The organism is Streptomyces sp. NPDC102467 (assembly GCF_044765445.1).
Lineage (GTDB): Bacteria > Actinomycetota > Actinomycetes > Streptomycetales > Streptomycetaceae > Streptomyces.
In genome coordinates this window covers 1-22,576 of sequence record NZ_JBIWKA010000025.1, presented here as the reverse complement: position 1 = coordinate 22,576, position 22,576 = coordinate 1, and the positions used below count along the sequence as shown (strand labels likewise).

Here is a 22,576-nt window from a genome sequence, read left to right as displayed (position 1 = left end):
GGGGGCGCGCCCCCCCGCTCGCGCCTTGTCGTGGGTGTGGTGTGTGTGTGGGGGGGGGGGGGGGGGCCGCGGGCGGGGGGGGCGGCGCCCCCCCCCCCCCCCGCCGGGGCCGCCCCCCCCCCCCCCCCCCCCCCCCCCCCCCCCCCCCCCGCGACCGCATCGATGACTGAACCAGGAGGACAACCATGCATGCCGTAGTCGTCTGGTGGGACCTGACGGGAAGCGGCCGAACCGTCGCGGGGCTGCGCGAGTTCCTGCGCGACGAGGCCGTGGACCGCTTCACCGGCACCCCGGGCCTGGTCCTCAAGACCTGGATCTCGGACGCCGCCGCCGAGCGCTGGGGCGCCCTGTTCCTGTGGGAGAGCGCCGAGGCGGCCGCGCAGCCGATGCCGCAGCGCGCCGCCGAGCTGATCGGCCGCCCGCCCACCGTGCGGCTCGCCTTCGACGTGGAGGCGACGGCGGAGGGCGTGCACACCCTCGCGTCGCTGTCCGGGCACGGCCTTGCCCTCGCCTGAGCGCGCGACCGCGGCGGTGCTCATCGGGCCGCCCGCTTCCGGGAAGACCAGTGTGGGGCAGCTGCTTGCCGCCCGCCTCGGGGTCGGGTTCCGGGACACGGACGCCGAGTTGGAGGCCGCCGCGGGCATGTCCGTGCCGCAGATCCTCCGCAGCAGGGGAGAGGCGCACTTCCGGATGGTCGAGCGCCGGGTGGTGCAGCGGGCGCTCGGCGCGGGGTGCGGGTCGGTGGTCGCGCTCGGCGGCGGCAGTGTCCTGGACGAGTCGGTGCGGCGCACCCTGTGCCACCAACCGGTGGTGCTGCTCGCCGTCGGTCTTGAGCAACTCATCGAGCGGGTCGGCGACGCCGAGGACAGGCCGCTGCTCACCGACGACCCCGCGGGGCGACTGCGTACCGCTCTGGCCGTCCGGACCCCCCTCTACACAAGGCTCGCCCGGTACACCGTGACGGTGGCGCCCGGCGAGCGTCCCCAGGAGGTCGCCGACCGGATCGCCGTTCTCGTGGCGCCCGTTCGGGCATCTGGCGAAAATCCACTCGAACAGAACTACTAACAGTGATGGATAATAATCACAGAGTAGCCATTAACATCTAAGGGAGTATTTTTTGATCTTGAACTCTGAGACGACCCCCACGGATTTCGTTGTCGAGGGTCAAAATTTACCATCGGCTATAAGTGCGTAAGTACCGTAAAAACCGGAAATAAAGGGTCACTTGAGGTGACTGAGTATCCGAACAACCCCCCTCCAAGAACATCTAATGTGGTTTTCTCTTGGAGTCGAACTAATGGGTGGGATTCCGCCCGGTGACTTGGGGGAGTCAAGTTGATGACCGAGGTGCATCCCGCCGGTGTCTGGGGCGACATCGCCGACGATTTCGTCACGGAGTTCTCTCAGCGCATGCTGGTGTCGCTGCCGCGCAGGGATCAGCGTGAGCACGGCGAGCGCTACATCTCCGGACTGCTGTCCGTTCCCGGGCGCAAGTCCATGCGCGCCATCGCCACGATGTTCGGCGGCGGCGCAGCCGAACAGAGCCTGCACCACTTCATCGGCAAGTCCTCCTGGGACTGGATGCCGGTGCGCAGGGTGCTGGCCCGCCACCTCGACCGCACGCTCCTCCCGCACGCCTGGGTCGTGCGCCCGATGGCCGTGGTCAAGACCGGCGCCCACACCGTGGGCGTCGAGGAATCCTTCGTCCCGCAGCTGGGCCGCGTGGTCAACAGCCAGCAGTCATACAGCGTGTGGATGGCCACCGAGGCGGCCAGCGTGCCGATCCAGTGGCGGCTCGTGCTGCCCTCGGGCTGGCTGCGCGACGAGCCCCGGCGCAGGCGCGCCGAGATCCCCGAGTCGGCCACCGAGGAAGCCCCCGCGCACTGCGCGGTCAACGCGGCCATGCAGCCTGCCGGGGACTGGGGCCTGCGCCGCCGCCCCATGGTCATGGACGCGCGCCTCCACGACGCGGTCTCCCTGGCCTGCACCCTGACGCGCCGTCAGGCGCCGTTCGTGCTGCGCATCAGCGGCGGTACCTGGCTGCGCCCGATCGGCCCGGCGCCGGCCGGACAGGGCCAAGGGGTGTTCCAGGCCCAGCAGTTGGTCGACATGGTCAAGACGGCCGGCCGCCCGGTCAACTGGACGGACCCGCGCAGCGGCATCAACCGCTGCGCCGTGGTCAACGGCATCAAGGTCGTCCTGCCCGGCCAGGAAGAGGCCACGGAGCTGGTGCTCGCGGGCGCCTGGTCAGGGCGGGAGCGCCGGGCCGGCGAGCTGTGGCTGTCGAACCTGACCGCGGTGCCGACGCCGATGCTGCTGCGTCTGGGGCGGCTCACCCAGCGCGTCGAGCAGGACTTCGGCGCCATCGCCGCGCATGTCGGCGTCATGGACTTCGAGGGACGTACCTACCCGGGCTGGCACCGGCACCTGACCCTCGCGGGTGTGGCGCACGCGCTCGTCGCCCTGTCCGAGCACCGCCGTGAAGAGGAGCTGGCCCCCGCCCGTCGCACGGCCTGACGGCCCGGCGGCAGGGACCCCGCGCCTCACGCGCTCCCGCCCTGCCGTTCGCGCCGCTCCACCTCGCCCCGGGCGGTGTCCAGCATCACCGCCACCGGGACCCGGGTGCACCCGGTCATCAACTGCACCTGCCGCACGGCCTGGTGGAGCAGCATGGACAGGCCCGGCACCACCGAACCGCCGTTGAACGAGACCGCCTTGGCGAGCCGGGTCGGCCAGTTCGCGTAGACCACGTCGAGCAGGGCCGCCCCGCTGCCCGCGACGGCCGGTGCGTACGGGTCGGCGGCGCCCGCGGGCAGCGTCGAGAGCACCACGTCCGCCCCGTCCAGGGCGTTCGCCAGGTCCTCGTACACGTAGAACTGCGGCATCACCCCGATCCGGCTCGCGGCCGCGCACACCTCGCCGCCCCGGGACTTCTCCCGCACCACCACCGCGATATCGCGCACCCCCAGGTTGCGCAGCGCGGCGAGCGCGGAGCACGCGGTGGCGCCGCCGCCGAGGATCACGGGCCGTTGGGGCGCGTCGACGCCCGCCTCGCGCAGCGCGCAGGCGATCCCGTACACATCGGTGTTGTCCCCGAACATGCCGCCGTCGCGGAAGACGATGGTGTTGACGCCGCCGGTGTCCATGGCAACGTCGCTGACCTCGTCGATCAGAGGCAGCGCCGGCCGCTTCAGCGGCATCGTCAGGGACAGGCCGGCCCATGACGCGTCGAGGCTCTCGAGGAAGGGCCGCAGTCCCCGCTCGTCGCACTCCACCGCGGTGTACGTCCAGTCGAGGCCGAGCGCGGTGTACGCGGAGCGGTGCAGCACGGGAGAGAGCGAGTGGGCGATGGGGGAGCCGAGCACGGCGGCCCGCAGGGCTGCTTCGGGGCGCGGCTCGACGCCGTCCCATCGGCTGAGGGAAAGGGTCTTCATCGGACGTCGTCGCTCCATATCTGGGCCGTTTCACTTTGTCTACCAGCCCGGAGCCGGATCACCGTGGCGCGCGCTGCTTATATGTCACGTCTGCTGTGCGACGCCGGTGAGTTGGGGAAATTTTGGGGAAGTTTTTGAGCCAGCGGCGGCCGTGTTCCGCGGCTCGGTCCTGACCGGCGGCGGCGAGCCGGTCGGACCGAAGTCCCTGTACAGGACACCGAAAATGTGCGGCGGCCTGTCCGGGCGACACGCGGCTTCACGCCAATTAGCGCGGTTGCAGGGGGAAACCGTCCCCGGGCCGGTGCCGCGGAACCGATCCGCGGAGCCGGACCCGGTGCGCCGGACGAAGATCGGACGAAGATCGCTCGACACGTGACGAAATCCCCCGGCATCGATTGCCCTGCACACGTGCTGAAGGGAATCGTCACTCAAGGTGCGCACGGCACGCCGCCTCCGCACAGAGCGGGCCCGCACCTTTCGAAACACCTTCATCCCACTAGGAGCAACCAGCGTGACGAACGTCGCCGTCATCTATTACTCATCCACGGGCAACGTCCACAAGCTCGCCGTGGCGGCGGCGGCTGCCGCCGAGAAGGCGGGCGCCGAGGTCCGTCTCCTGCGTGTGCCCGAGCTCGCCCCCGAGAGCGCCATCAACGCCAAGGAGGCCTGGGCCAAGCACCACGCGGAGACCAAGGACTCCCCGGTCGCCACGCTCGACGACCTCGTGTGGGCCGACGCCATCCTCTTCGGCACGCCGACCCGCTACGGCCTGCCGGCCGCCCAGCTCAAGCAGTTCATCGACACCACCGGTGGCCTGTGGCACGAGGGCAAGCTGACGAACAAGGTCGTCTCCTCGTTCACCTCGACCGCCACCGCGCACGGCGGCCAGGAGTCGACACTGCTCGCGCTGAACAACACGTTCTACCACTGGAGCTCGATCATCGTTCCGCCCGGCTACGCGAACCAGATCCAGTTCGCCGCCACCAACGGCAACCCGTACGGCACGAGCAGCGTGTCCAGCGGCGAGCCCGGTGTGACCGACGACAATCTCGGCGCCATCGAGTTCCAGGCCCGTCGCACGGTCGAGATCGCCACGGCCCTCAAGCGCGGCCTCGAAGCCGCCTGACGAGCAACGCCAAGGCCCGTCCGGGCCGGCCGAGCAGGGTCCTTGACCCCGAAGCGCTCCGGCGCACCCTGCTCGGCGTCATCCGGCGTCATCCGGCGTCATCCGGCGTCATCCGGCGCCGCGGGGGAGCGCCCGGCGCATCTCCATGAGGCCGAACCGTCCCGTCCCTCTGCTCCCACCAGGAAGGGACCCGTGCGCCCATGACGTCCACACCCAGGCATGCCCGACCGCCCGCACCCCGCCACGCGTTCGCGCTCCTGGCCACCGTGCAACTGGTCCTGAGCACCACCGTCACCACCACCTCCATAGCGGGCCCCGCGATCCGCGCCGCCTGCGGCCTGAGCGAGGGGCAGCTGGTCACGGTCTCCACCGCCTACCCGCTGGCGTTCAGCGGACTGCTGCTGCTCGGCGGCCGCCTCAGCGACCTGGTGGGGCAGCGGCGCTGCTTCACCGGCGGCGTACTGCTGTACGCCGTGGGCTGTCTGCTCGCCGTCCCGGCGACCGGCTTCGCACCCCTGGTGGCGGCGCGCGTGGTGCAGGGCGCCGGCGCCGCATGCGCCGCACCCGCCGCGATGGCGCTGCTCGGCTCCCTCTACCCCGACCCGCGGCGGCGCACCCGCGCCACCGCCGCCTGGGGCCCGCTGGCGAGCCTCGGCGCCACCGTCGGCGTGCTGCTCGGCGGGTTCGCGGTGGCCTGGATCTCGTGGCGGGCAGCGTTCGCGGCGCTGGCCCTGGTCGGGCTGCTCGTCGCCGCGCAGGCCGGGCGGCTGCTGCCCACCGGCCCGCCGCGGCGCGCCACCCGCGTCGATGTGCCCGGTGTACTGCTCGGCGCCGCGGGCGTCGCCCTGGTCGGCCAGGGGTTCGGCGCCGCGGGCGGCTCCGGATGGTCAAGTGCCGCCGCGCTGGCCCCACTTGGCGGAGGTGCACTGCTGGTCGCCGCCTTCGCCCTGGTGGAGTCGCGGGTACGCCATCCGGTACTGCCGCCGGCACTGCTGCGTTCACGCCGGCGGGCCGTCGCCCTGCTGACCGCCGCGGTGGGTCCCGCCTGCGGCGCCGGGGCGACCTTCGTACTCGGCCAGTACTTCCAGCGGGCCCGCGGGATGTCCGCGGCCCACACCGCGCTCGCCTTCGTCCCGTTCGGCCTGGTCCTCACCGGCATCGGACTCCTCGCGCCGCGCCTGTCGGCGAGGTTCAGCGCCCGGCGGACCACCGTCACCGGGCTCCTCGTCAGCGCCACCGGCCTGCTGCTGCTCGGCCGCACCGGTGAACACAGCCCGTACGCAGGTGAGTTGCTGGCCGGGCTCCTCGTCCTGCCCGCCGGCATCGGCCTGGTGGTCAGCGGGGCGACTCTGGTGGCCGCGCAACAGGTCCCGCCCGAGCTCGCCGGGGCGTTCGGCGGCACCCTCAACACCGCGATGCAGTCCGGACCCGCGCTCGGTATCGCCCTGCTGGTCTCGCTGTCGGGCGACGGGCCCGCGGGCTGTGCCGTCGCGTTCACCGCGGCCGGACTCGCCCTGCTCGCCGCGACCGTTCTGGTGGCGTTCGGTCTGCGCACCGGACGGAATACACAACTCCTGCAGCCGGAAAAGCCGCCGACTGACGCAGTGCTGACCAACTGACGAAGTAATCCGGTGTTGATTGTCGCGCTGTGAACGGCACCGCACAGTGAAGCCTGGAGATACCTCGGCGGTACCCGGAGAAACCGCATTCCCGTTACAGGAGAGTCTTGATGACTGCACGATTCACCGACAAGGTCGCACTGGTCACCGAAGGCGGTTCCGGCACCGGCCGGGCCACCGCCCTCGCCTTCGCCCGGGAGGGCGCCACCGTGGTGGTCACCGGACGCGAGCCCGGTGACCTGCGCAGAACCGTAGAACTGATCGAGGCCGACGGCGGCACCGCCGACGCCGTCATCGCCGACGTCACGCACGGCATGGACGTCATCCGCCTCATGAAGACGGTCGTGGAACGGCACGGCGGACTGCACATCGCCTTCAACAACGCGTGTTTCGTGGGAAATCCGAAACCGCTCGTGGAGATGTGCGAGGCCGTGTGGGGAGAAAACCTCGCCAGCAATCTCACCGGCGTGTGGCTGCTGATGAAGCACGAGATCTCTCATATGCGGGAGAACGGCGGCGGCGTCATCATCAACAATTCCACCAACATCAGCTTCATGGAGGGCCGGGTCGGTTTCGGCGCCTACGCCGCGTCGAAGGCCGCGCTCTCCGCGCTGACCAAGACCGCGGCCCAGGAGCACATCGGCGACGGCATCCGCATCAACGCGATCAGCCCCGGCGACGTGGCCGCGCCCGCGTCCCGCGTCGCGGTCGCCGCCCCGAGCGGGCAGATGGCCGAGGACGACGAGATCGCGAGCGCCGTGGTGTGGCTCGCGGGCGACGAGTCCCAGTTCGTCGTCGGCCACGACCTGGTCCTCGACGGAGCGGTCGCCGTGTGATGCGAGCCGCCCCCGACGCCCTCGCCCGCCCGGCCGCCGACGGTGTCCCGCTGCGGCCGGACGACATCGGCCGCAGCCGGCTCGCGAGCGGCGACCCGCGCAGACCCGTCGAGCACCGGCACGTCGTCGGCGGCACCGCAGACCCGGTGCACCAGGCCCACATGCGGGGCCCCCAAAGCGCCCGCAACCAGCACCTGTTGTGGGCGTCGACCGCGACGCGGGACGGGCTCGCCGGACTCGACGCCCCCTGGACCGCACCGCTCGACGCGGCCGCCGCCCCACCGGACACGTACCGCCCATGACGACGACACGTATCCCCGGATCCAAGAGCATCACCAACCGCGCCCTGCTGCTGGCCGCCGCCGCACGCGGCCGCAGCCGGCTGCGCGCCCCCCTGGTCAGCGACGACACCGTCGCCTTCCGCGAGGCCCTGCGCGCGCTCGGCGTACGGATCTCCGTACGCGGTGCGGACTGGGACGTCGACGGCCTCGGCGGCGCGCCGCGCACCGACGCCGGCATCTGGTGCGCCGACGCCGGCACCGCGGCCCGCTTCCTGCCGCCGCTCGTCGCGGCCGGCACCGGCAGCTACCGCGTCGACGGCTCGGCCCAGTTGCGGGCCCGCCCGCTCGGCCCGCTCACCTCGGCGCTGACCGAACTCGGCGCCGAGGTGGAGAGCGGCCCCGGCGGCGGACTGCCGCTGCGCATCACCGCGCGCGGGCTCGGAGGCGGCGGACTGCGCCTGGACTCCTCGACGTCCAGCCAGTACCTGACCGGCCTGCTGCTGTCCGCGCCGCTGATGCGGACCCCGCTCACCATCGATGCCGACGGTCTCGTCAGCCGCCCCTACATCGACATGACGCTGTCCCTGATGCGGTCGTTCGGCGCCGACGTCACCCAGGACGACACCGGCCGGCTACGCGTGGCGACCGGCGGCTACAGAGGCATCCGGCTGCACATCGAACCGGACGCCTCGACCGCCTCCTACCTGTTCGCCGCGGCCGCCGTCACCGGCACCACCGTCACCGTGCCGCACCTCGGCAAGACCTCGCTCCAGGGCGACCTGCGCTTCACCGAAGTGCTCGCACGGACCGGCGCGCACGTAGCGGTCGGGCCGGACGCCACCACCGTCACCGGGACCGGACCGCTGCGCGGCGGCTTCGACGTCGACATGGGCGACATCTCCGACACGTTCATGACGCTGGCGGCCATCGCACCGCTGGCCGACGCCCCCATCACCGTCCGGGGCATCGAGCACGCCCGGTACAAGGAGTCCGACCGTATCGACGCCGTCGCGAAGAACCTGCGCGCGGGCGGCATCCGGGTCGACGAGGGCCCCGACCGGCTCACCGTGCACCCGGGCCCGATGGCCCCCACCCGCATCGACTGCCGCCGCGACCACCGCATCGCCATGGCGTTCTCGGTGCTCGGCCTGCGCACGCACGGCATCACGCTCGACGACCCGGAGTGCGTCGCCAAGACCTTTCCGGACTTCCACCAGGAACTGCGCCGCGTCTTCGGCGCCACGGACTGAGACAGGGAAACGTACATGGCCAAGATACTCATCGCGGGCGGTGGCATCGGCGGTCTCGCCACCGCGCTCGCCATCGCCCGGCAGGGCCACGACGTGGTCGTCCTGGAGCGCCGCGACTGCTTCACCGAGCTCGGCGCGGGCATCCAGCTCGGCCCGAACGCCTTCCACGCCCTGGACCGGCTGGGCGTCGGCGACGACGTGCGCGAACGCGCCGTGTTCATCGACGAGTTGCGCTTCATGGACGGCACCACCGGCGAGAAGGTCCGCGCGATGCCGCTGACCGGCGCCTACCGCGAGCGGTTCGGCAACCCGTACGCGGTGGTCCACCGCATCGACATCTACGAGCCGCTGCTCGAGGCCTGCCGGGCCAGCGACGCCATCGACCTGAGCGTCAACTCCTCGGTGGAGCGCTACGAGCAGGACCCCGCCGGCGTCACCGTCTTCCTCACCGACGGCTCCGAGGAGCGCGGCGTCGCGCTGATCGGCGCGGACGGCATCAACTCCGTCGTCCGCAAGCAGCTGATCGGCGACGGCTACCCGCAGGTCTCCGGGCACACCATCTACCGCTCGGTGGTCCCGATGGACCAGGTGCCCGAGGAACTGCGCTGGAACACGGTCACCCTGTGGGCCGGCCCCGACTGGCACTTCGTCCACTACCCCATCGGCGGCGGCGAGTTCCTCAACCTGGCCGCCACCCGCAACGACGGCGCCACCGAGGCCGTCATCGGGCAGCCCGTCGAGCGGGACTTCGTCCTGAACGAGTTCCCCGGACTCGGCGCCACCGCGCGCCGCCTCCTGGAACTCGGCGAGGAGTGGAAGTCGTGGGTGCTGTGCGACCGCGACCCGGTGGAGAAGTGGACCGACGGCAAGGTCGTCCTCGTCGGCGACGCCGCCCACCCGATGCTGCAGTACGCGGCCCAGGGCGCGTGCCAGGCCGTCGAGGACGCGGTGGTGCTCGGCGACCTGATCGGCTCCGAGACCGCCGAGTTCGAGCAGCGCTTCGAGAAGTTCAACGCGGAACGCCGTGAGCGCACCGGCGCCGTCCAGCTCCTGGCCCGCGACATGGGCAAGCAGCTCTACCACCCGGCGGGCGACGCGGCGAAGGCCCGTAACGAGATGCTCCAGGGCCTCTCCGACGACGACCTGTACGCCAAGGTCGCGTGGGTGCACGGCGCGAAGGCCGGCGCCCGTGGCTAGTCTGCGCTGGCTGACCGCGGGAGAGTCGCACGGCCCCGCCCTGGTGGCGACCATCGAGGGCCTGCCCGCGGGGGTCCCGGTCACCACCGAGACGGTGGCCGGCCACCTGGCCCGGCGGCGTCTGGGCCACGGGCGCGGGGCGCGGATGAAGTTCGAGCGGGACGAGGTCACCTTCCTCGGCGGCGTCCGGCACGGCCGCACCCTCGGCTCGCCGGTCGCCGTGATGATCGGCAACACCGAGTGGCCCAAGTGGGACCAGGTGATGGCGGCCGACCCGGTGGACCCGGAGATCCTGGACGCCCTTGCCCGCAATGCCCCGTTGACGAGGCCGCGCCCCGGCCACGCGGATCTCGCGGGCATGCAGAAGTACGGGTTCGACGAGGCACGGCCGATCCTGGAGCGCGCCAGCGCGCGGGAGACGGCGGCCCGCGTCGCACTCGGCGCGATCGCCCGCTCGTACCTGAAGGAGACGGCCGGCATCGAGATCGTCAGCCATGTCGTGGAACTGGCGGCGGCGAAGGCCCCCTACGGCGTCCACCCGACCCCCTCCGACGTGGAGCGGCTGGACGCGGACCCGGTGCGCTGCCTGGACGCGCAGGCGTCGAAGGCGATGGTCGCGGAGATCGACCAGGCCCACAAGGACGGCGACACCCTCGGCGGTGTCGTCGAGGTCCTCTCCTACGGAGTACCGGTCGGCCTCGGCTCGCACGTGCACTGGGACCGCCGTCTCGACGCCCGGCTGGCCGCCGCCCTGATGGGCATTCAGGCGATCAAGGGCGTCGAGGTCGGCGACGGCTTCGACCTGGCCCGGGTGCCGGGCTCGCAGGCCCACGACGAGATCGTCACCGCGCCCGGCACCGGCATCCGGCGCACCTCCGGCCGGGCGGGCGGCACCGAAGGCGGCCTGACCACGGGCGAGTTGCTGCGGGTCCGCGCCGCGATGAAGCCGATCGCGACGGTACCGCGGGCCCTGGCCACCATCGACGTGGCGACCGGTGCGACGGCCACGGCGCACCACCAGCGCTCGGACGTCTGCGCCGTGCCCGCGGCCGGAATCGTGGCGGAGGCGATGGTGGCGCTGGTCCTCGCGGACGCGGTGGCGGAGAAGTTCGGCGGCGACAGCGTGCCCGAGACCCGGCGCAACGTGTCCTCGTACCTGGAGAACCTGCGCATCCACTGACCTCCCCGACGCCCCGTCCACCGACCTCTCCTCCGGCCTCTCCTCGGCGGTGACCTCCGCCGGCCACGTGACAGGCCGGTGGGCGGCCGACTACGACTCGGCCGCCCACCGGCCGCTGCGCTCAGGGTGCGACGGACCCGCTCAGGACCGAGCGGAAGGTGACCTCGTCGCCCTGGCGTGCGGTCACCTCCACCGCCGTGACGCCGGGACGGCCCGAGGGCACTTCGGCCGCCTCGATCAGGCACGGCTCGTCGAACTCGACGTAGTTCAGGAAGGTGTGCGACAGCTCGTCCGGCACGAGTCGCCCCCCGGTGACGGCGTACGCGGCCTGCTCGGCGGCCTCCGCCAGGACCAGGCCCGGCACATGGTCGGTGGGGTGGTCGAAGAGACCGGTGTCGGCGAAGTCGCAGCGCAGCAGGAAGCGGCCGGGCCCGTCGGCCTGGGCCAGGGTCACCTCGGCCGGGTCGGCCCGGCCGACGCTCGCCGCGGGAACGGGTGTGAGCGGGGGGACGTCGTCCGCGTCGAACCGGCCGCGTCCGCCGCGCAACCGGCGGTACACGGCGGGGGAGACCCACGAGAACTCCGTGGCTATCACGGCGATCACGACACCGTCGTGGCGGATCGTCGTCTCGGCGTGCAGCCCCGTCAGCACACGTCCGCCGCGTCCGCCCTCGCGGCAGACGATCTCGAGGTCGAGCGGCAGCGGCTCGCCCGTCGGCAGCGCGTGCTCAGGGTTCACACGCACCGTCAGGTCGCCGAGCAGGGTCTCGTGCGTGCGGGGAACGCCGAAGACGGCATGCGCGATGAACAGCGCCGCCTGGCGATGGCTCTGGCAGACCATCCGGGAGTCCGGCCGTCCGTCGCGCCCGGCGGCCGGCCACTGCGCGCGGAACAGGAAGGACATCGGACCCACGCGCGCCCACTCGCGTACGAACACCGACTCGTCCACAGTCAGGTGCAGCCAGTCCATGCGTATGTCCTCGGACCAACTGACTTGCCTGAGGTCAGGAGAAACCATTGTTTCGGACATGATCCACCCCTTGAATTAAGCTCAGATGAACTTGAGGCCCCGTGCCTCTGGGATGCCCCCGGGACCGGGTGTTGGGAGCTTTCCCGCACCGGCCGCTAGAGTATGGCCGGAAGAATCAACATTTGAAAAGTACGAGGAAGTTGGTGGAAGAAAAATGCCGCCGCAGCAACGAGCGATGCAAACCCGTCGGGACCTTCTGGTCGCGGCCGCCGAAGTGTTCTGCGAGAAGGGATACGAAGCAGCGAGCACGGTGGAGATCTTTCAGCGCGCAGGCGTGACAAAAGGCGCCCTGTACTTCCACTTCAAGTCCAAAAGCGATCTTGCCCTCGGTGTTCTCGAGGAGGCGGTGACTACGGAAGGAGTCGCTCCACAAACCTTCAAACTGCAGGAATGGATCGACATCGCCATGGCGCTGGCCTACCGGCTCCCGCGAGAACCCATGCTGCGCGCCGCCCTGCTGCTGCAGCTGGACCCGCAGTTCAGGTCCATTTTCGGTACGCAACCGTGGAAGGACTGGATCGAGCTCACGGCCCAGTATCTGAGCGACGCGAAGCGTGCGGGCGAGTTGCTGGCGCACGTCGATCCGGAGCGGGTGGCCCGCGTCCTGGTCAGTTCCTGGGCAGGGACCGAGGCGGTCCTCGAGGGGGTGCCGAGCGAGCGTGATTTCGAGGAAGAAGTCAGCTACTTGATCGGCATGGTCTTTCCGTCGATCGCTGTTCCGGCCGTCCTGATGGAACTGGACGCCTCGCCGGGACGTGGTATCCGCATTTTCAAGGAAAGCGGCTCTCCGGGAACTCCGAAGCAGATCATAAAAACCCGGCAGAGCCCACCGAAATAGAAAGCTCTTGAGTTACCTTTATGAATGGAAGTTGCTGCATGCTATCGCTTCCCCCGTAGTGAACTGTTCTGGCCGACAGGACTATGTCATCTCTGGCCCGGGTGGATCCTCCCGGACTATGTCAGGTTGGCCGGGCGGCGCCCTCGTAATCACAAATCCCGACACGGTTCGGGGGCGGACACGAATGAACCGGAACGACGTGACGAATCACGATCACGAGTTTGTTCATGATCGCGGCCACCGCTCGTTTCCGCCCTGCCGCGCGGCAATCCACCGGAATGCCGGAATACCCGGAGCACGCGGACAGGCAGGTGCGCCTGTTCTTGATCGCGGCCACCGCGCTACGGACGCGGCACCCAGCCCGCGGTGTCCCAGTACGTCAGCTGACGCAGCTTCGGCGTGGTCGCCACCTCGGTCACATCCGGCCCGCCCAGGATCATGGTGCTGGGGCGGTCCGGTGAGAACCCCGGCCACGAGGGCGCGTTCGCCGCGGCCGGGGTGCCGGTGCGCGCGAACGAGGCCACCAGGTCCATGAACGTCCGGGAGACCGCCGCCTCCAGGGGCCCGTTGCCGAAGATCTGCTGGTTCTCCGGCAGGCTGTAGCTGCCGAACAGGAACTTGGACGTCGCCTCGTGCGGGGTGCCGTACGAGGGCGCGTTGACGGGGTGGGCGAACTCCATCACGTACTGCCGCGTGCCGCTCTGCCGGGCATGGCGCTCGGCCAGCCGGACGACCTGGTAGCGGAAGAGGCCGTCACCCCACACCTCGGTCCACACCGACACCGGGTCCACCGGCAGGCTCTCCGCCGTCAGCGCCGTGCGGTAGGCCGAGACGCATTCCCGCACCTGCGCGTCGGTGACCGTCGTGGCGCCCTTGAGCAGCACGTCCCGTACCGCGGTGCGCAGTTCGGCCTCGTCGGCCGGGGCGGGCGGGGTCTGCGGCGAACCACCGGGGTACGTGAAGAACGAGCCCTCGGTGCGGGCGTGCACCGACAGGACCGGCACCCGCGGCACGGAACGCTGGTAGTCGAAGGCGGGCAGCCATGTGCCGTCGGGCACCGGGCCCCGGTACTCCCGCCCGCTGTCCACGATCCGGCCGGCCGGGGCGCCGGAGAAGACCTTCTGCCAGGCCGCCTGCAGCTGGGGGCCGGGGACGGAGCGCAGCCCCCGCACGTCCGTGCCGAACTGCGCGGCGAGCGCCTCGTACACCGTCCGCGCGTCGGACGGGGTCAGACTGATCGCCGGAGACCAGGCGTGGGCGGCGCTGATCGGCACGATCCGCTGTACGACACCGCGCAGTTGAGGCAGGAAGGCCAGCTGATAGGTGCTGGCGCCGCCCGCCGATGTGCCGACGAGCGTGATGTTGCCCGGGTCGCCGCCGAACGCCGCCGCGTTGTCCTGCACCCACTTCACCAGCGCCACCTGGTCCTGGAGACCCCAGTTGGCGCAGGACCCGGAGCCCGGGTCGGCCAGCTCCTCATGCAGGCCCCAACCGAAGCCGCCCAGACGGTAGTTGAAGGTGACGACCACCATGTCGGTGCGGGCCGCGAGCTGTGCGCCGTTGTAGTTCGCGAGGCTGCCCGCGCCCGCCTGCCAGCCACCGCCGTGGATGTACACCACGACCGGCCGCGCGCCACCGGTGCCCGGCGTCCACACATTCGCGTACAGCGCGTCCTCGGAGCCACTGCCGTCGAGCTGGTAGAAGGCGGAGGCGTACGCCGTCGCGTCCCGCACCCCGCTCCAGGCAACCGGCGGCCGCGGCCCGGCGAAACGCAGCTCCCCGACCGGCGGCCGGGCATAGGGCACCCCACGGAACACCGCGACCTGCCCCTCACGACGACCGGCGATCACCCCGGCAGTGGTCCGGGTCCGCACGGACTCACCGGCGGTCGGCACCTGTGCGAAAGCGCGCGGCGCCGTCAGCGCGGCGGTCGTGGTCACCGCGCCCACAAGGAACGAACGGCGCCGGAAAGGCGAGGCCACGTCGGTCATGACAGCGGTACTCCCAAACTAGGGCGAACTAGGTGACAGAGCGCGCGAGTCGGATCAGCGCTCGCCGGATCCTGCCGCCCGGCGCGGGAGCGGGCCAATGGCCGATGCCCGACTACGTCACTTTCCGGGCGCTGCCCACGGCCACGTACGGGGCTGAAACAGAGCAAGGCCCGCCCAGCAACTTCGGCCCCGCTCAGCCCCTTCGCAAAAGTGCAGTTCACAGGCTTGCGGGTCGAAACCACGGGGCTGAAGGGGCTGAAGGTCGTAGTTATCAGCTACACAAAGACTTTCTCGCACGCGCGTACGTGAACAACCCCTAAATGCTCTGTGCTGCTGATAACTACGCGTCTCAGCCCCTTCAGCCCCGTAGTCTGGCCGGTGCCCTTGCCTGACCTGCGCTTTCTTAGCGCGGGGCTGAAGGGGCCAAACACGGCGCGGGGCCGAGAAACACGTCCAGCCCCGTAGGCCCCGTCTCGTCGAAGGGGCTGAAGGGGCTGAACTTTCCGGATAGGCGTGTCTCTGCTTCCGGACCCCTGTATGTGGGCTACGCTCGTGGCTCGAACTCGAAAGACGAGCCCCTTCAGCCCCGTTGGGCCCGTCGCGCAGGTGTCGACGTTCACACCCCTACCGAACCGAAGGACGATCTGTTGGCCGGACAGCGCCTGTCCCCGGCGCAGGGCACGACACTGGCCGGCCCGGGCCCGGAGCGGGGCCGGGTCTGCGTCGCGTGTGTGCGACCCGAGTCCGACCGTCGAGGACGCTCATGAGTGCCGAGCACGACCGCTTCGACCCGCAGCGTGCCGCCGAGCAGATGCGCCAGCACACCCTCGAGCTGGAACTCCCCGAGCTGGTCCTCACCGAACCGGGAACCGCGAACCTGCCCGCCCAGGCGGTGCAAGAGCGCCCCGCGGCAGGCCAGGAGCACGACGTGCTCCTGCCCACCTCCCTGACCGACCGGGGCAACGCCAAGCTGTTCGCGCGCCTGTACAGCGAGCAGTTCCGCTACGTCATCGGCATGGGCTGGCACAGCTGGGACACCTACCGCTGGAAGCTGACCGGCGGGGACGAAGCCGCCGTATGGGCGGCGGGCGAGATGGCCGAGCAGTTCGCCGACCACGATCCCAGCGGCCGATTCACCCCCGGCAAACTCGCCGCACACCGCCGCCACTCCGAATCGACCGCCGGCATCAAGGCCATGCTGTTCCAGGCACAGGCAGCCCCGAGCCTGCGCCTGGACCCCAACGTCCTCGACGGCGACATCTACGCCCTGTGCACCCCGGCCGGCGTCGTCGACCTGCGCACCGGCGAGCTCCGCAAGCCCAACCCGATCGCGGACATGCACTCGCGGGCCACCAACGTCGCCCCGCAGCAGATGCCCATCCCGCGCTGGGAGAGCTTCCTGCGCGACACCTTCGGCGACGACGAGAAGGGCCAGGAGACCCGCCGGTTCCTGCATCTCCTCCTCGGATACTCGATCACCGGCGACGTCGGCGCGCAGATCCTGCCCTTCCTCTACGGCTCCGGCGCCAACGGCAAGTCCGTGCTCCTCGAAGTCACCATGCAGATCCTCGGCGACTACGCGAACGCCGCCCCGCCCGGATTCCTCATGGAGAAAGGCAAGTTCACCGAGCACTCCACCGAACTGACCGAGCTCCACGGCCGCCGCATCGTGGTCTGCTCCGAGCTCAAGCCGAACGACAAGTTCAACGAGGCCCGCGTCAAACTCCTCACCGGCGGCGACACCATCACCGCCCGGCGCATGCGGCAGAACTTCTTCACCTTCACCCCCACCCACAAACTGTGGCTGCTCGGCAACCACCGCCCCGAAGTCGGCACCGGTGGACACGCCTTCTGGCGCCGCATGCGGATCATCCCCTTCGAACGCCGCGTCCCCGACGAACGCAAGATCGACAACCTGGCGGACGAACTCGTCACCAACGAGGGCCCCGGCATCCTGCACTGGCTCATCGAAGGCGCCCGCCGCTACCTCGCCACCCGCGACCGACTGCACGGCCCCGCCTCCGTCCGCATCGCCACCGCCGCGTACGAGACGACCGAGGACCACGTCGGCCGGTTCATCGCCGAACGCTGCGTCAAGACGTCCGACGGGTACGACCCGGAGCTGCGCGTCGAGCAGAAGCTCCTCTACGAGACCTACGGCCGCTGGTGCTCCGACGAAGGCATCCGCGCCTCCACCCCACGCGCCTTCGCCAGCCGCATCCGCCAGGAACTCTGCCTCGCCTCACCCGCCGACATGATCAAAAGCAACGCCGCGAAGCTCTACCCCGGCCTCGGCCTGCTTCCCGACGAAGCCGTCTCCAGCGGGAGCGCAGGCCGATGACAAAGCCGGGCGCTCTGCCCGCTTCCCCCAGACGACCGTACGATGAGCGCAGCGCCCCGGGTCGGCACCGCACCAGCCGCCACCCCGTGAACGCTGCACCACCAGGCCGACCCGCGGCCACCCCCACGCAGGAGGGCCGATGAGCGCGCTACCGCAGGAAAGCGACCTCGCCCAAGAAGTCGAGATCGTGTGGCTGGAGGACCCGGCCCGCCTCGACTACGTCCGCCAGGCGCTCGACAAGGTCAACTCCCGCAAGGGCAAGCCCCGATACGAGCGCGACGGCCGGCTCATCGGCTACACCAACCTCGGCCCGAAGGCACCGCGCAGCGCGCACAGCGGCCTCTTCGCCCGCCGCACCTTCTACCTGCTGCCGCACGACCGCCCCAACCAGCCCGACGACCCTGACGGCCCGTACAAGGTCGGCTCCCCTCTGGAAGCGATCGATCCCCGCACCCTGGAGCCCGGCAAGGTCGGCAGGAAGACCGAACGCTCCCAGCGCACCGCGGAGATAGTGCCGACCGGAACCTGACCCGCGCAGTGACGGCTTCCGTCGACTGTCGCGACCCGGGGCCGACCTGGCGAGTGAACACGGCCATACGGATACGAGATCTGCTTCGTGCCCGGTGCGGGGGTCAGGCGGTCGGGGTCCAGTCAGCGGGTCGGGCGGTGTGGGTGTCGCGTTCGCGCTGGAGATGGCGTTTTTCGTTGGCTCTGGCGAGGGCCCATACGGCAGCCGTGACGGGGAGCGCGGCCCACCACAGATAGAGGCCGGTGCGGTAGCGGTCGGCATGCGGCAGGACGCGGGTGGCGGTGCCGGCCATGGCCAGCGCGAGGTGCCAGCACAGGATGCGGCCGAGGTGGCGGGCGAGGGTGATGGCGGTGTGGGTGGTCACCGGGACTCCTGGCGGGGTGCCGACCGTGCGGGGCCGGGGTGTGGTGGTGCCGGGCAGGAGTGGGGGGACGTGGTGCGGTGGAACGAGGGGTGACGCGTGGGGTGTGATGTGGATGCCCACATGGCGCGAAGTGATGCCTTCATCTTGCAGCCATTTGTGAACTAGGTAACCAGTGGGGCAAATCGACACCCGAAACATAGGAGACCGGGACGGAATCCCCTAATCCGTTGGTTCAAACCTGGCGCAAAAGAAACGTCAGCGGTCGGACAGGGCCAGAACCGACCCACCCGGAAAGCGTGATCGTCAGCTTTCCGTCAAGCTCCTGTCCGCCCCGTGCGCGGATCACGCAACACATGAACGTCAGGAGCCCGGTCGCGTCCATTTTGAAGCTCTTTGGTCCCGGACAGGAGAGGGGTCAGTTCCGGCCCGTATGGCCGATGTCTTCGCGATTTTACATGTGCCTACGAACCTTGGTCCTTGCCGGGGGCGACCGGGAAGGACGCCTCGTCGCGGTCCGTGCCGTCGGTGATCCACCAGCGGTCCCCGTCGAGAAGGAGCAGCTCAGCGCGGCCGTCGCCGTCCCAGTCGTGGACGGCGAAGAGCGAACCGTCGACGGAGTTGTCGTCACCCGGCTCGGAGCGCTTGGTGGCACGCCAGGGCTTCGACCCGAGCCCGTGCTCGGAGCCGCCGCGCAGCACCTCGATCCGCGCGTCCCCCTCCTCCTTCTTCTTGGTGAGCTGCACGGCCAGGTCGTCGCAGCCATCACCGTTGAAGTCTCCGACGCCGAGCTCGGTGCCGAAACCCTCCTTGAAGTCACCGCCTTCCATGGTGACCCACCTGCCCGGCTCCTTCCCGTAGCGGACATTGACCTGGCCGCGCCGGTGGGGTGCGGCGTCCTCGTCGTAGGAAGGGATGAAGCTCCGGCCGACGGCGACGTCCTGCCGCCCGTCGCCGTCGAAGTCGCCGAAGACGACGTTCTCGCCCTCCGGCAGCCGCGCGGGCTCCTTGCTCAGGCCGCCTGCGGTACGTGCGCCGCCGGTGAACAACAGGGGCGGATCGTACGCGGAGTCGTAGAGCGCGAGATCGGTGGCGCGGTCGTCGTTCGCGTCCCCGGCGACCAGCACGGGGTCCGCGCCCTCGCTGACCGGGCTGGGCATCTTCACGGTCCGGGCGGGGGCCCCGGAGCGCTTGAACGGCCCCTTGAGAACGACCAGTTCCCGATCCCGATCCTCGCCCGCATCCTTGAAGACCGCGAGGTCGATGTGGCCGTCCCCGTCGAAGTCCCCGGCGACCGGCGCGGTGTGGTACCAGCCGTCCGGCAGCGTGACGCGCCCGTGCGCTCCGCCGGCCTGCGGGCCCTTGGGGCCTCCCCACAGGACCTGGGCGGCTTCGCTGACGACGAGGTCGGCGTGGCCGTCCTCGTCCAGGTCGGCGACCGTGGGCTGCAACGGCTCGTCGCCCACCTGGACGTCGTCCGGCAGGCCGAGTTGATCGTGGGCGAGGACGGTCGTGCGGTCACCATCCGGACCGTGCTTGGAGCCGGGCACGATGGTCAGGTCGAAGTCCACATCTTCGGAGATCTCGTGCACCAGATCGACGGAGCCGTCCCCGTCGAGGTCCGGGCTCGCGGGCACGTCCTCGCGCGCCGAATCGCCCGGCCGACACGCACTGCCGGGCACCGAACGCACGCCGTCGGACGGCCGAAGGACAAGGAACGCCACCACCGCCACCACTACGAGGGAGACCAGTACGGCGTGCCACATGCGCAGGTGGCGGAAGAACGGACCGCCTGCTGTCGGAAAGTGCATCAGCCCACTTCACGGGCGTGGAAGCGACCTGCACAAGGAAGTGGATCACTTTGTTACGCGGGTGATGCACGACGATCCCGACCCCCGTCGTTGCCATGCGCTCCAACACCACCGCCCGTATCGTCAGCCGCCGCAACCTGCGGATCGCCGCCGCGACGTTGACGGCGGTCGCGGGGCTTTCCCTGACGGCCTGCTCGGGCTCGGACACCGATGCGGCGAGCGCCGCGAAGTCCTCCACGGGCACCTCGTCCTCGACGTCCTCGTCTTCGTCTTCGTCTTCGGACGGTGGCTCGAAGGCGGAGGGCGGCAGCGCCAAGGCGGGCTCGGGTGAGGGCACCCAGGCCGAGGCGGCCGCGAAGGGCGCGACGCAGACCAGCACCAAGGTGACGTTCTGCAAGACGGAGGACCTGGCCATCGACGCGGTGGACGCGGCGCCGGACGCGACCGAGGGCCGGATCAACATCACGATGGTCAACCGGGGTTCGACGACCTGCTCGGCGACGGGCTTCGCGGGTGTGGACATCAAGGACGAGGACAACACCTCGAACCCGATCGAGCGTGGCCCGGCCCAGCCGCGTGTCACCACCTTGAAGCCGGGTGACGCGGCGGTCTTCGACCTGGCCTACACCCTCGACAACAGCGGCAACAGCCTCTCCTCGCCGACCAACATCATTGTGACGCCCCCGAACGAGACCCACACCGTGACCCTGGACTGGCCGGCGGGCGCCGGAGACATCAAGGGCGCCTACACCGACGTCCAGGTCTACCCCACCCACACCACCAAGTAAGGGCGGTCGGCCCAGTGGCTGCCCCGCCGTACCCGGCCAGCCTGGCCACAGGTGAGGCCGCGGCCGGTGCAGCTCAATGTCACTCTCTCGCACGCGAGTTGTGCGGGAGTTCGCGACCCTGTTCGCGCTTAGCGCTCGCCGATCTGGAAAGCGGGAACCGGAGACTATCTCCTGGGTGGGTTCACCGTTAGGCCAGCACACTTGCGCGGGGGCGCCGTCGCCAGTGTCGAACAGGCAGCACACTCTCGCAGACGCCGACCGCGCCGGAGTGGCCAGCCACCTCGCCACGCTCGACCAGATCGCCTTCCACCCCCTCGACCTCGCAGCCGCCCTCGCCGCATCCGGCCATCTCACTCCCTGGCTGGTGCGGGCCGGCGGCATCACGGAGCGATGCCAACTCCCCGACAAAGTCGGGGAGTTCTTCCCGCGCAAAACACGGGAGAGGTCGAGCCGCCCGGTACCGTCCCCAGGACGGGGTAAGCGGGTCTCATGAATGACGGGCAGAGTCAGTCAGCTGCGAGACCTGCACCTGCTGGGCCAAGCACGGCGAAGTCTGCGGTTCTGGCGGTGGTGGCGATGGATCACCCTGATCCTGGCCTCCAGTTGGGCAGCCGCATGGGTGAACCGCCTCATCGACGGTGCGCAAGGCTGCAACAGATGGTGGCCCCTGGCCGCCACGATCGCATGGCTCCTCCTGTCCACCAACGCCTTCAGTTCCTACCGGCATAGGAAGACCACCCCGATTCCCACCCCGGCCGGCACCGCACCCTCGAGTCAGCCTGCGGAACCGAACAGGAGTAGCCATGATCTACGTACTGCTCTGCCTCTTCGCCGTCATGGGCCTGATCCAAGTCATCAAACCCCAGCTGCTGTGGAAAGCGAACCGACCCCTGCAACGCCCGTTCGTGAGGGACTACGACGCCACCGAGCCGACCAAGGCCGGCTACACGATGACCCGGATAGTAGGGGTGATCTTTCTGGGCATGGTCGCCTTCATGATCATCACTCACGCCACGTAGCCGCAGCAGCTGCCGCGTTTTCGTCCGGATCGCGGAGTGGCATGAAGAGACGCCCAACTCGGGCGTGCGTGTAGGGGAAGCGGGCAGGCGAGCAGGAGAGGGGGCCCGCATGCCGCAGCTACCGAATCATGAAGCGCCGGCCTGGAGCAGACCTGGAGCTCGCTGGGTGCCTTGGGTGTGTGGCCCGATGCTCTTCTTGAGTTTCGGGTTCCTGCTCTTGCGCATCCACGATGGTGACGGGACAGGAGCGATCGTCTCCTCAGGCTGCACGTGCTTCGTATTCGCCTGCGTTCTCATCTCCAACCGGATTCAGCGCGTCAAGCGGAAGCCGCAGGGGTAGCCCAGCCTCGGGCCGGATCGCGGAGCGATCCGAGCCGTCAGCAGCGCGGAGCGTTGCTGACTTAGCGTCACAGAGTGACGCCAACTCGGGTGCGGAGCACGTGAGTTGAGCTGGCTGATGTTGTGCGGGGTTGTGTTAGTGGTGTCTCGTCATTGTTCTGTCAGTGGATGACCGGCACATAGTTCCTGCTCACACCGCTACGTGTGACTGACAGCGCCTGCAGACTGCTGGTTGTCAGTGCTGCACATGATGCAGGTCAGCGTGCTGCAGATCGTGTTCACGCCTCTTTCCCGGGATGAACCTTGGGGAGTGGAGCATGCCTGCCCAGCTGGGGGTCGCCCAGAATTCAAACTAGCAAAAAAACTTAAGGAATTGACGAACCGTCAGATTCCTAAGGGGAGAGCCGAGAAGAGGGGCTCACCCTGTAGCCAGCCCCAGAAATTCGCGGAGCGAATTTCTGCAGGCCGGATTGCGGAGCAATTCGAGCCGCGGACAACGGAGTTGTCCGCGCTGGACGGCGAAGCCGACCGGTGGGCCACGCGGAGCGTGGCCGTCTTCCCGCCACGTAGTGGCGGCGCGTCGTGTCTGCGGAGCAGACCGCGCGC

20 protein-coding genes are annotated in these 22,576 nt (G+C 69.9%); 15 read left to right on the top strand and 5 right to left on the bottom strand.

The window, feature by feature from the left end; translation table 11 throughout:
• Positions 1–185 precede the first annotated feature (185 nt).
• The 3 genes from ACIREE_RS37990 to ACIREE_RS37980 all read left to right on the top strand — a co-directional run bounded on the left by ACIREE_RS37990 (position 186) and on the right by ACIREE_RS37980 (position 2,517).
• Positions 186–515 (top strand): hypothetical protein, encoded by a 330-nt coding sequence (locus tag ACIREE_RS37990; RefSeq protein WP_404163107.1) that lies wholly within the window; start codon positions 186–188, stop codon positions 513–515.
• A gap of 16 nt (positions 516–531) precedes the next feature.
• Positions 532–1,065: a shikimate kinase gene (locus tag ACIREE_RS37985; protein WP_404163263.1), complete on the top strand. Its 534-nt coding sequence runs from the start codon at positions 532–534 to the stop codon at positions 1,063–1,065.
• A gap of 273 nt (positions 1,066–1,338) precedes the next feature.
• Positions 1,339–2,517, top strand: coding sequence for an IS701 family transposase (locus ACIREE_RS37980; protein WP_404163105.1), 1,179 nt, complete (start codon positions 1,339–1,341; stop codon positions 2,515–2,517).
• Between the two features lie 26 nt (positions 2,518–2,543).
• Here the strand turns inward: ACIREE_RS37980 and ACIREE_RS37975 are convergent, their stop codons facing one another.
• The gene (locus ACIREE_RS37975; RefSeq protein WP_404163102.1) at positions 2,544–3,434 is read right to left on the bottom strand and encodes a shikimate dehydrogenase; all 891 of its coding nucleotides are present in this window, start codon (positions 3,432–3,434) and stop codon (positions 2,544–2,546) included.
• A 511-nt stretch (positions 3,435–3,945) separates the two neighbouring features.
• On the opposite strand from ACIREE_RS37975, the gene wrbA reads away from it, so the two are divergent.
• The 7 genes from wrbA to aroC all read left to right on the top strand — a co-directional run bounded on the left by wrbA (position 3,946) and on the right by aroC (position 10,923).
• The gene (gene wrbA / locus ACIREE_RS37970) at positions 3,946–4,560 is read left to right on the top strand and encodes an NAD(P)H:quinone oxidoreductase (RefSeq protein ID WP_404163099.1); all 615 of its coding nucleotides are present in this window, start codon (positions 3,946–3,948) and stop codon (positions 4,558–4,560) included.
• A gap of 200 nt (positions 4,561–4,760) precedes the next feature.
• Complete coding sequence (locus ACIREE_RS37965) at positions 4,761–6,179, top strand: MFS transporter (protein WP_404163096.1); 1,419 nt, start codon at positions 4,761–4,763, stop codon at positions 6,177–6,179.
• Positions 6,180–6,289: 110 nt separating this feature from the next.
• Complete coding sequence (locus tag ACIREE_RS37960; RefSeq protein WP_404163094.1) at positions 6,290–7,015, top strand: SDR family NAD(P)-dependent oxidoreductase; 726 nt, start codon at positions 6,290–6,292, stop codon at positions 7,013–7,015.
• Positions 7,012–7,317, top strand: coding sequence for a hypothetical protein (locus tag ACIREE_RS37955; protein ID WP_404163091.1), 306 nt, complete (start codon positions 7,012–7,014; stop codon positions 7,315–7,317). Before ACIREE_RS37960 ends, ACIREE_RS37955 begins: the two co-directional genes overlap by 4 nt.
• Positions 7,314–8,546 carry a 3-phosphoshikimate 1-carboxyvinyltransferase gene (gene aroA / locus ACIREE_RS37950; RefSeq protein WP_404163088.1) on the top strand — a complete coding sequence of 411 codons (1,233 nt, stop codon included), beginning with the start codon at positions 7,314–7,316 and terminating at the stop codon, positions 8,544–8,546. Before ACIREE_RS37955 ends, aroA begins: the two co-directional genes overlap by 4 nt.
• Before the next feature lie 15 nt (positions 8,547–8,561).
• Positions 8,562–9,743, top strand: coding sequence for a 3-hydroxybenzoate 6-monooxygenase (locus ACIREE_RS37945; RefSeq protein WP_404163085.1), 1,182 nt, complete (start codon positions 8,562–8,564; stop codon positions 9,741–9,743).
• Entirely contained in the window at positions 9,736–10,923 is a 1,188-nt protein-coding gene (gene aroC / locus ACIREE_RS37940; RefSeq protein WP_404163082.1) for a chorismate synthase, read from the top strand. The genes ACIREE_RS37945 and aroC overlap by 8 nt, the downstream gene beginning before the upstream one ends.
• Positions 10,924–11,044: 121 nt before the next feature.
• Here aroC and ACIREE_RS37935 read toward each other — a convergent pair whose 3' ends face one another.
• Positions 11,045–11,893 carry a ScbA/BarX family gamma-butyrolactone biosynthesis protein gene (locus tag ACIREE_RS37935; protein ID WP_404163080.1) on the bottom strand — a complete coding sequence of 283 codons (849 nt, stop codon included), beginning with the start codon at positions 11,891–11,893 and terminating at the stop codon, positions 11,045–11,047.
• A 214-nt stretch (positions 11,894–12,107) separates the two neighbouring features.
• Here ACIREE_RS37935 and ACIREE_RS37930 point away from each other — a divergent pair, with 214 nt between their 5' ends.
• Positions 12,108–12,791 carry a ScbR family autoregulator-binding transcription factor gene (locus tag ACIREE_RS37930; protein WP_404163077.1) on the top strand — a complete coding sequence of 228 codons (684 nt, stop codon included), beginning with the start codon at positions 12,108–12,110 and terminating at the stop codon, positions 12,789–12,791.
• A gap of 341 nt (positions 12,792–13,132) precedes the next feature.
• On the opposite strand, the gene ACIREE_RS37925 is transcribed toward ACIREE_RS37930, so the two are convergent.
• Positions 13,133–14,782: a carboxylesterase/lipase family protein gene (locus ACIREE_RS37925; protein ID WP_404163074.1), complete on the bottom strand. Its 1,650-nt coding sequence runs from the start codon at positions 14,780–14,782 to the stop codon at positions 13,133–13,135.
• A gap of 763 nt (positions 14,783–15,545) precedes the next feature.
• Between ACIREE_RS37925 and ACIREE_RS37920 the strand changes: the two genes are divergently transcribed.
• Positions 15,546–17,123 (top strand): phage/plasmid primase, P4 family, encoded by a 1,578-nt coding sequence (locus ACIREE_RS37920; RefSeq protein ID WP_404163071.1) that lies wholly within the window; start codon positions 15,546–15,548, stop codon positions 17,121–17,123.
• 139 nt (positions 17,124–17,262) lie between these two features.
• Positions 17,263–17,652, top strand: coding sequence for a DUF6009 family protein (locus ACIREE_RS37915; RefSeq protein ID WP_404163068.1), 390 nt, complete (start codon positions 17,263–17,265; stop codon positions 17,650–17,652).
• A gap of 103 nt (positions 17,653–17,755) precedes the next feature.
• Here the strand turns inward: ACIREE_RS37915 and ACIREE_RS37910 are convergent, their stop codons facing one another.
• On the bottom strand, positions 17,756–18,016 hold the full coding sequence (locus ACIREE_RS37910) for a hypothetical protein (RefSeq protein ID WP_404163066.1): 261 nt from the start codon (positions 18,014–18,016) through the stop codon (positions 17,756–17,758).
• A gap of 461 nt (positions 18,017–18,477) precedes the next feature.
• Positions 18,478–19,824, bottom strand: coding sequence for an FG-GAP and VCBS repeat-containing protein (locus ACIREE_RS37905; RefSeq protein WP_404163063.1), 1,347 nt, complete (start codon positions 19,822–19,824; stop codon positions 18,478–18,480).
• Between the two features lie 95 nt (positions 19,825–19,919).
• On the opposite strand from ACIREE_RS37905, the gene ACIREE_RS37900 reads away from it, so the two are divergent.
• On the top strand, positions 19,920–20,612 hold the full coding sequence (locus tag ACIREE_RS37900; protein ID WP_404163060.1) for a DUF4232 domain-containing protein: 693 nt from the start codon (positions 19,920–19,922) through the stop codon (positions 20,610–20,612).
• Between the two features lie 803 nt (positions 20,613–21,415).
• A complete protein-coding gene (locus tag ACIREE_RS37895) occupies positions 21,416–21,631 on the top strand; it encodes a DUF6199 family natural product biosynthesis protein (RefSeq protein ID WP_404163057.1) in 216 nt (71 codons plus the stop codon).
• Positions 21,632–22,576: the final 945 nt, after the last annotated feature.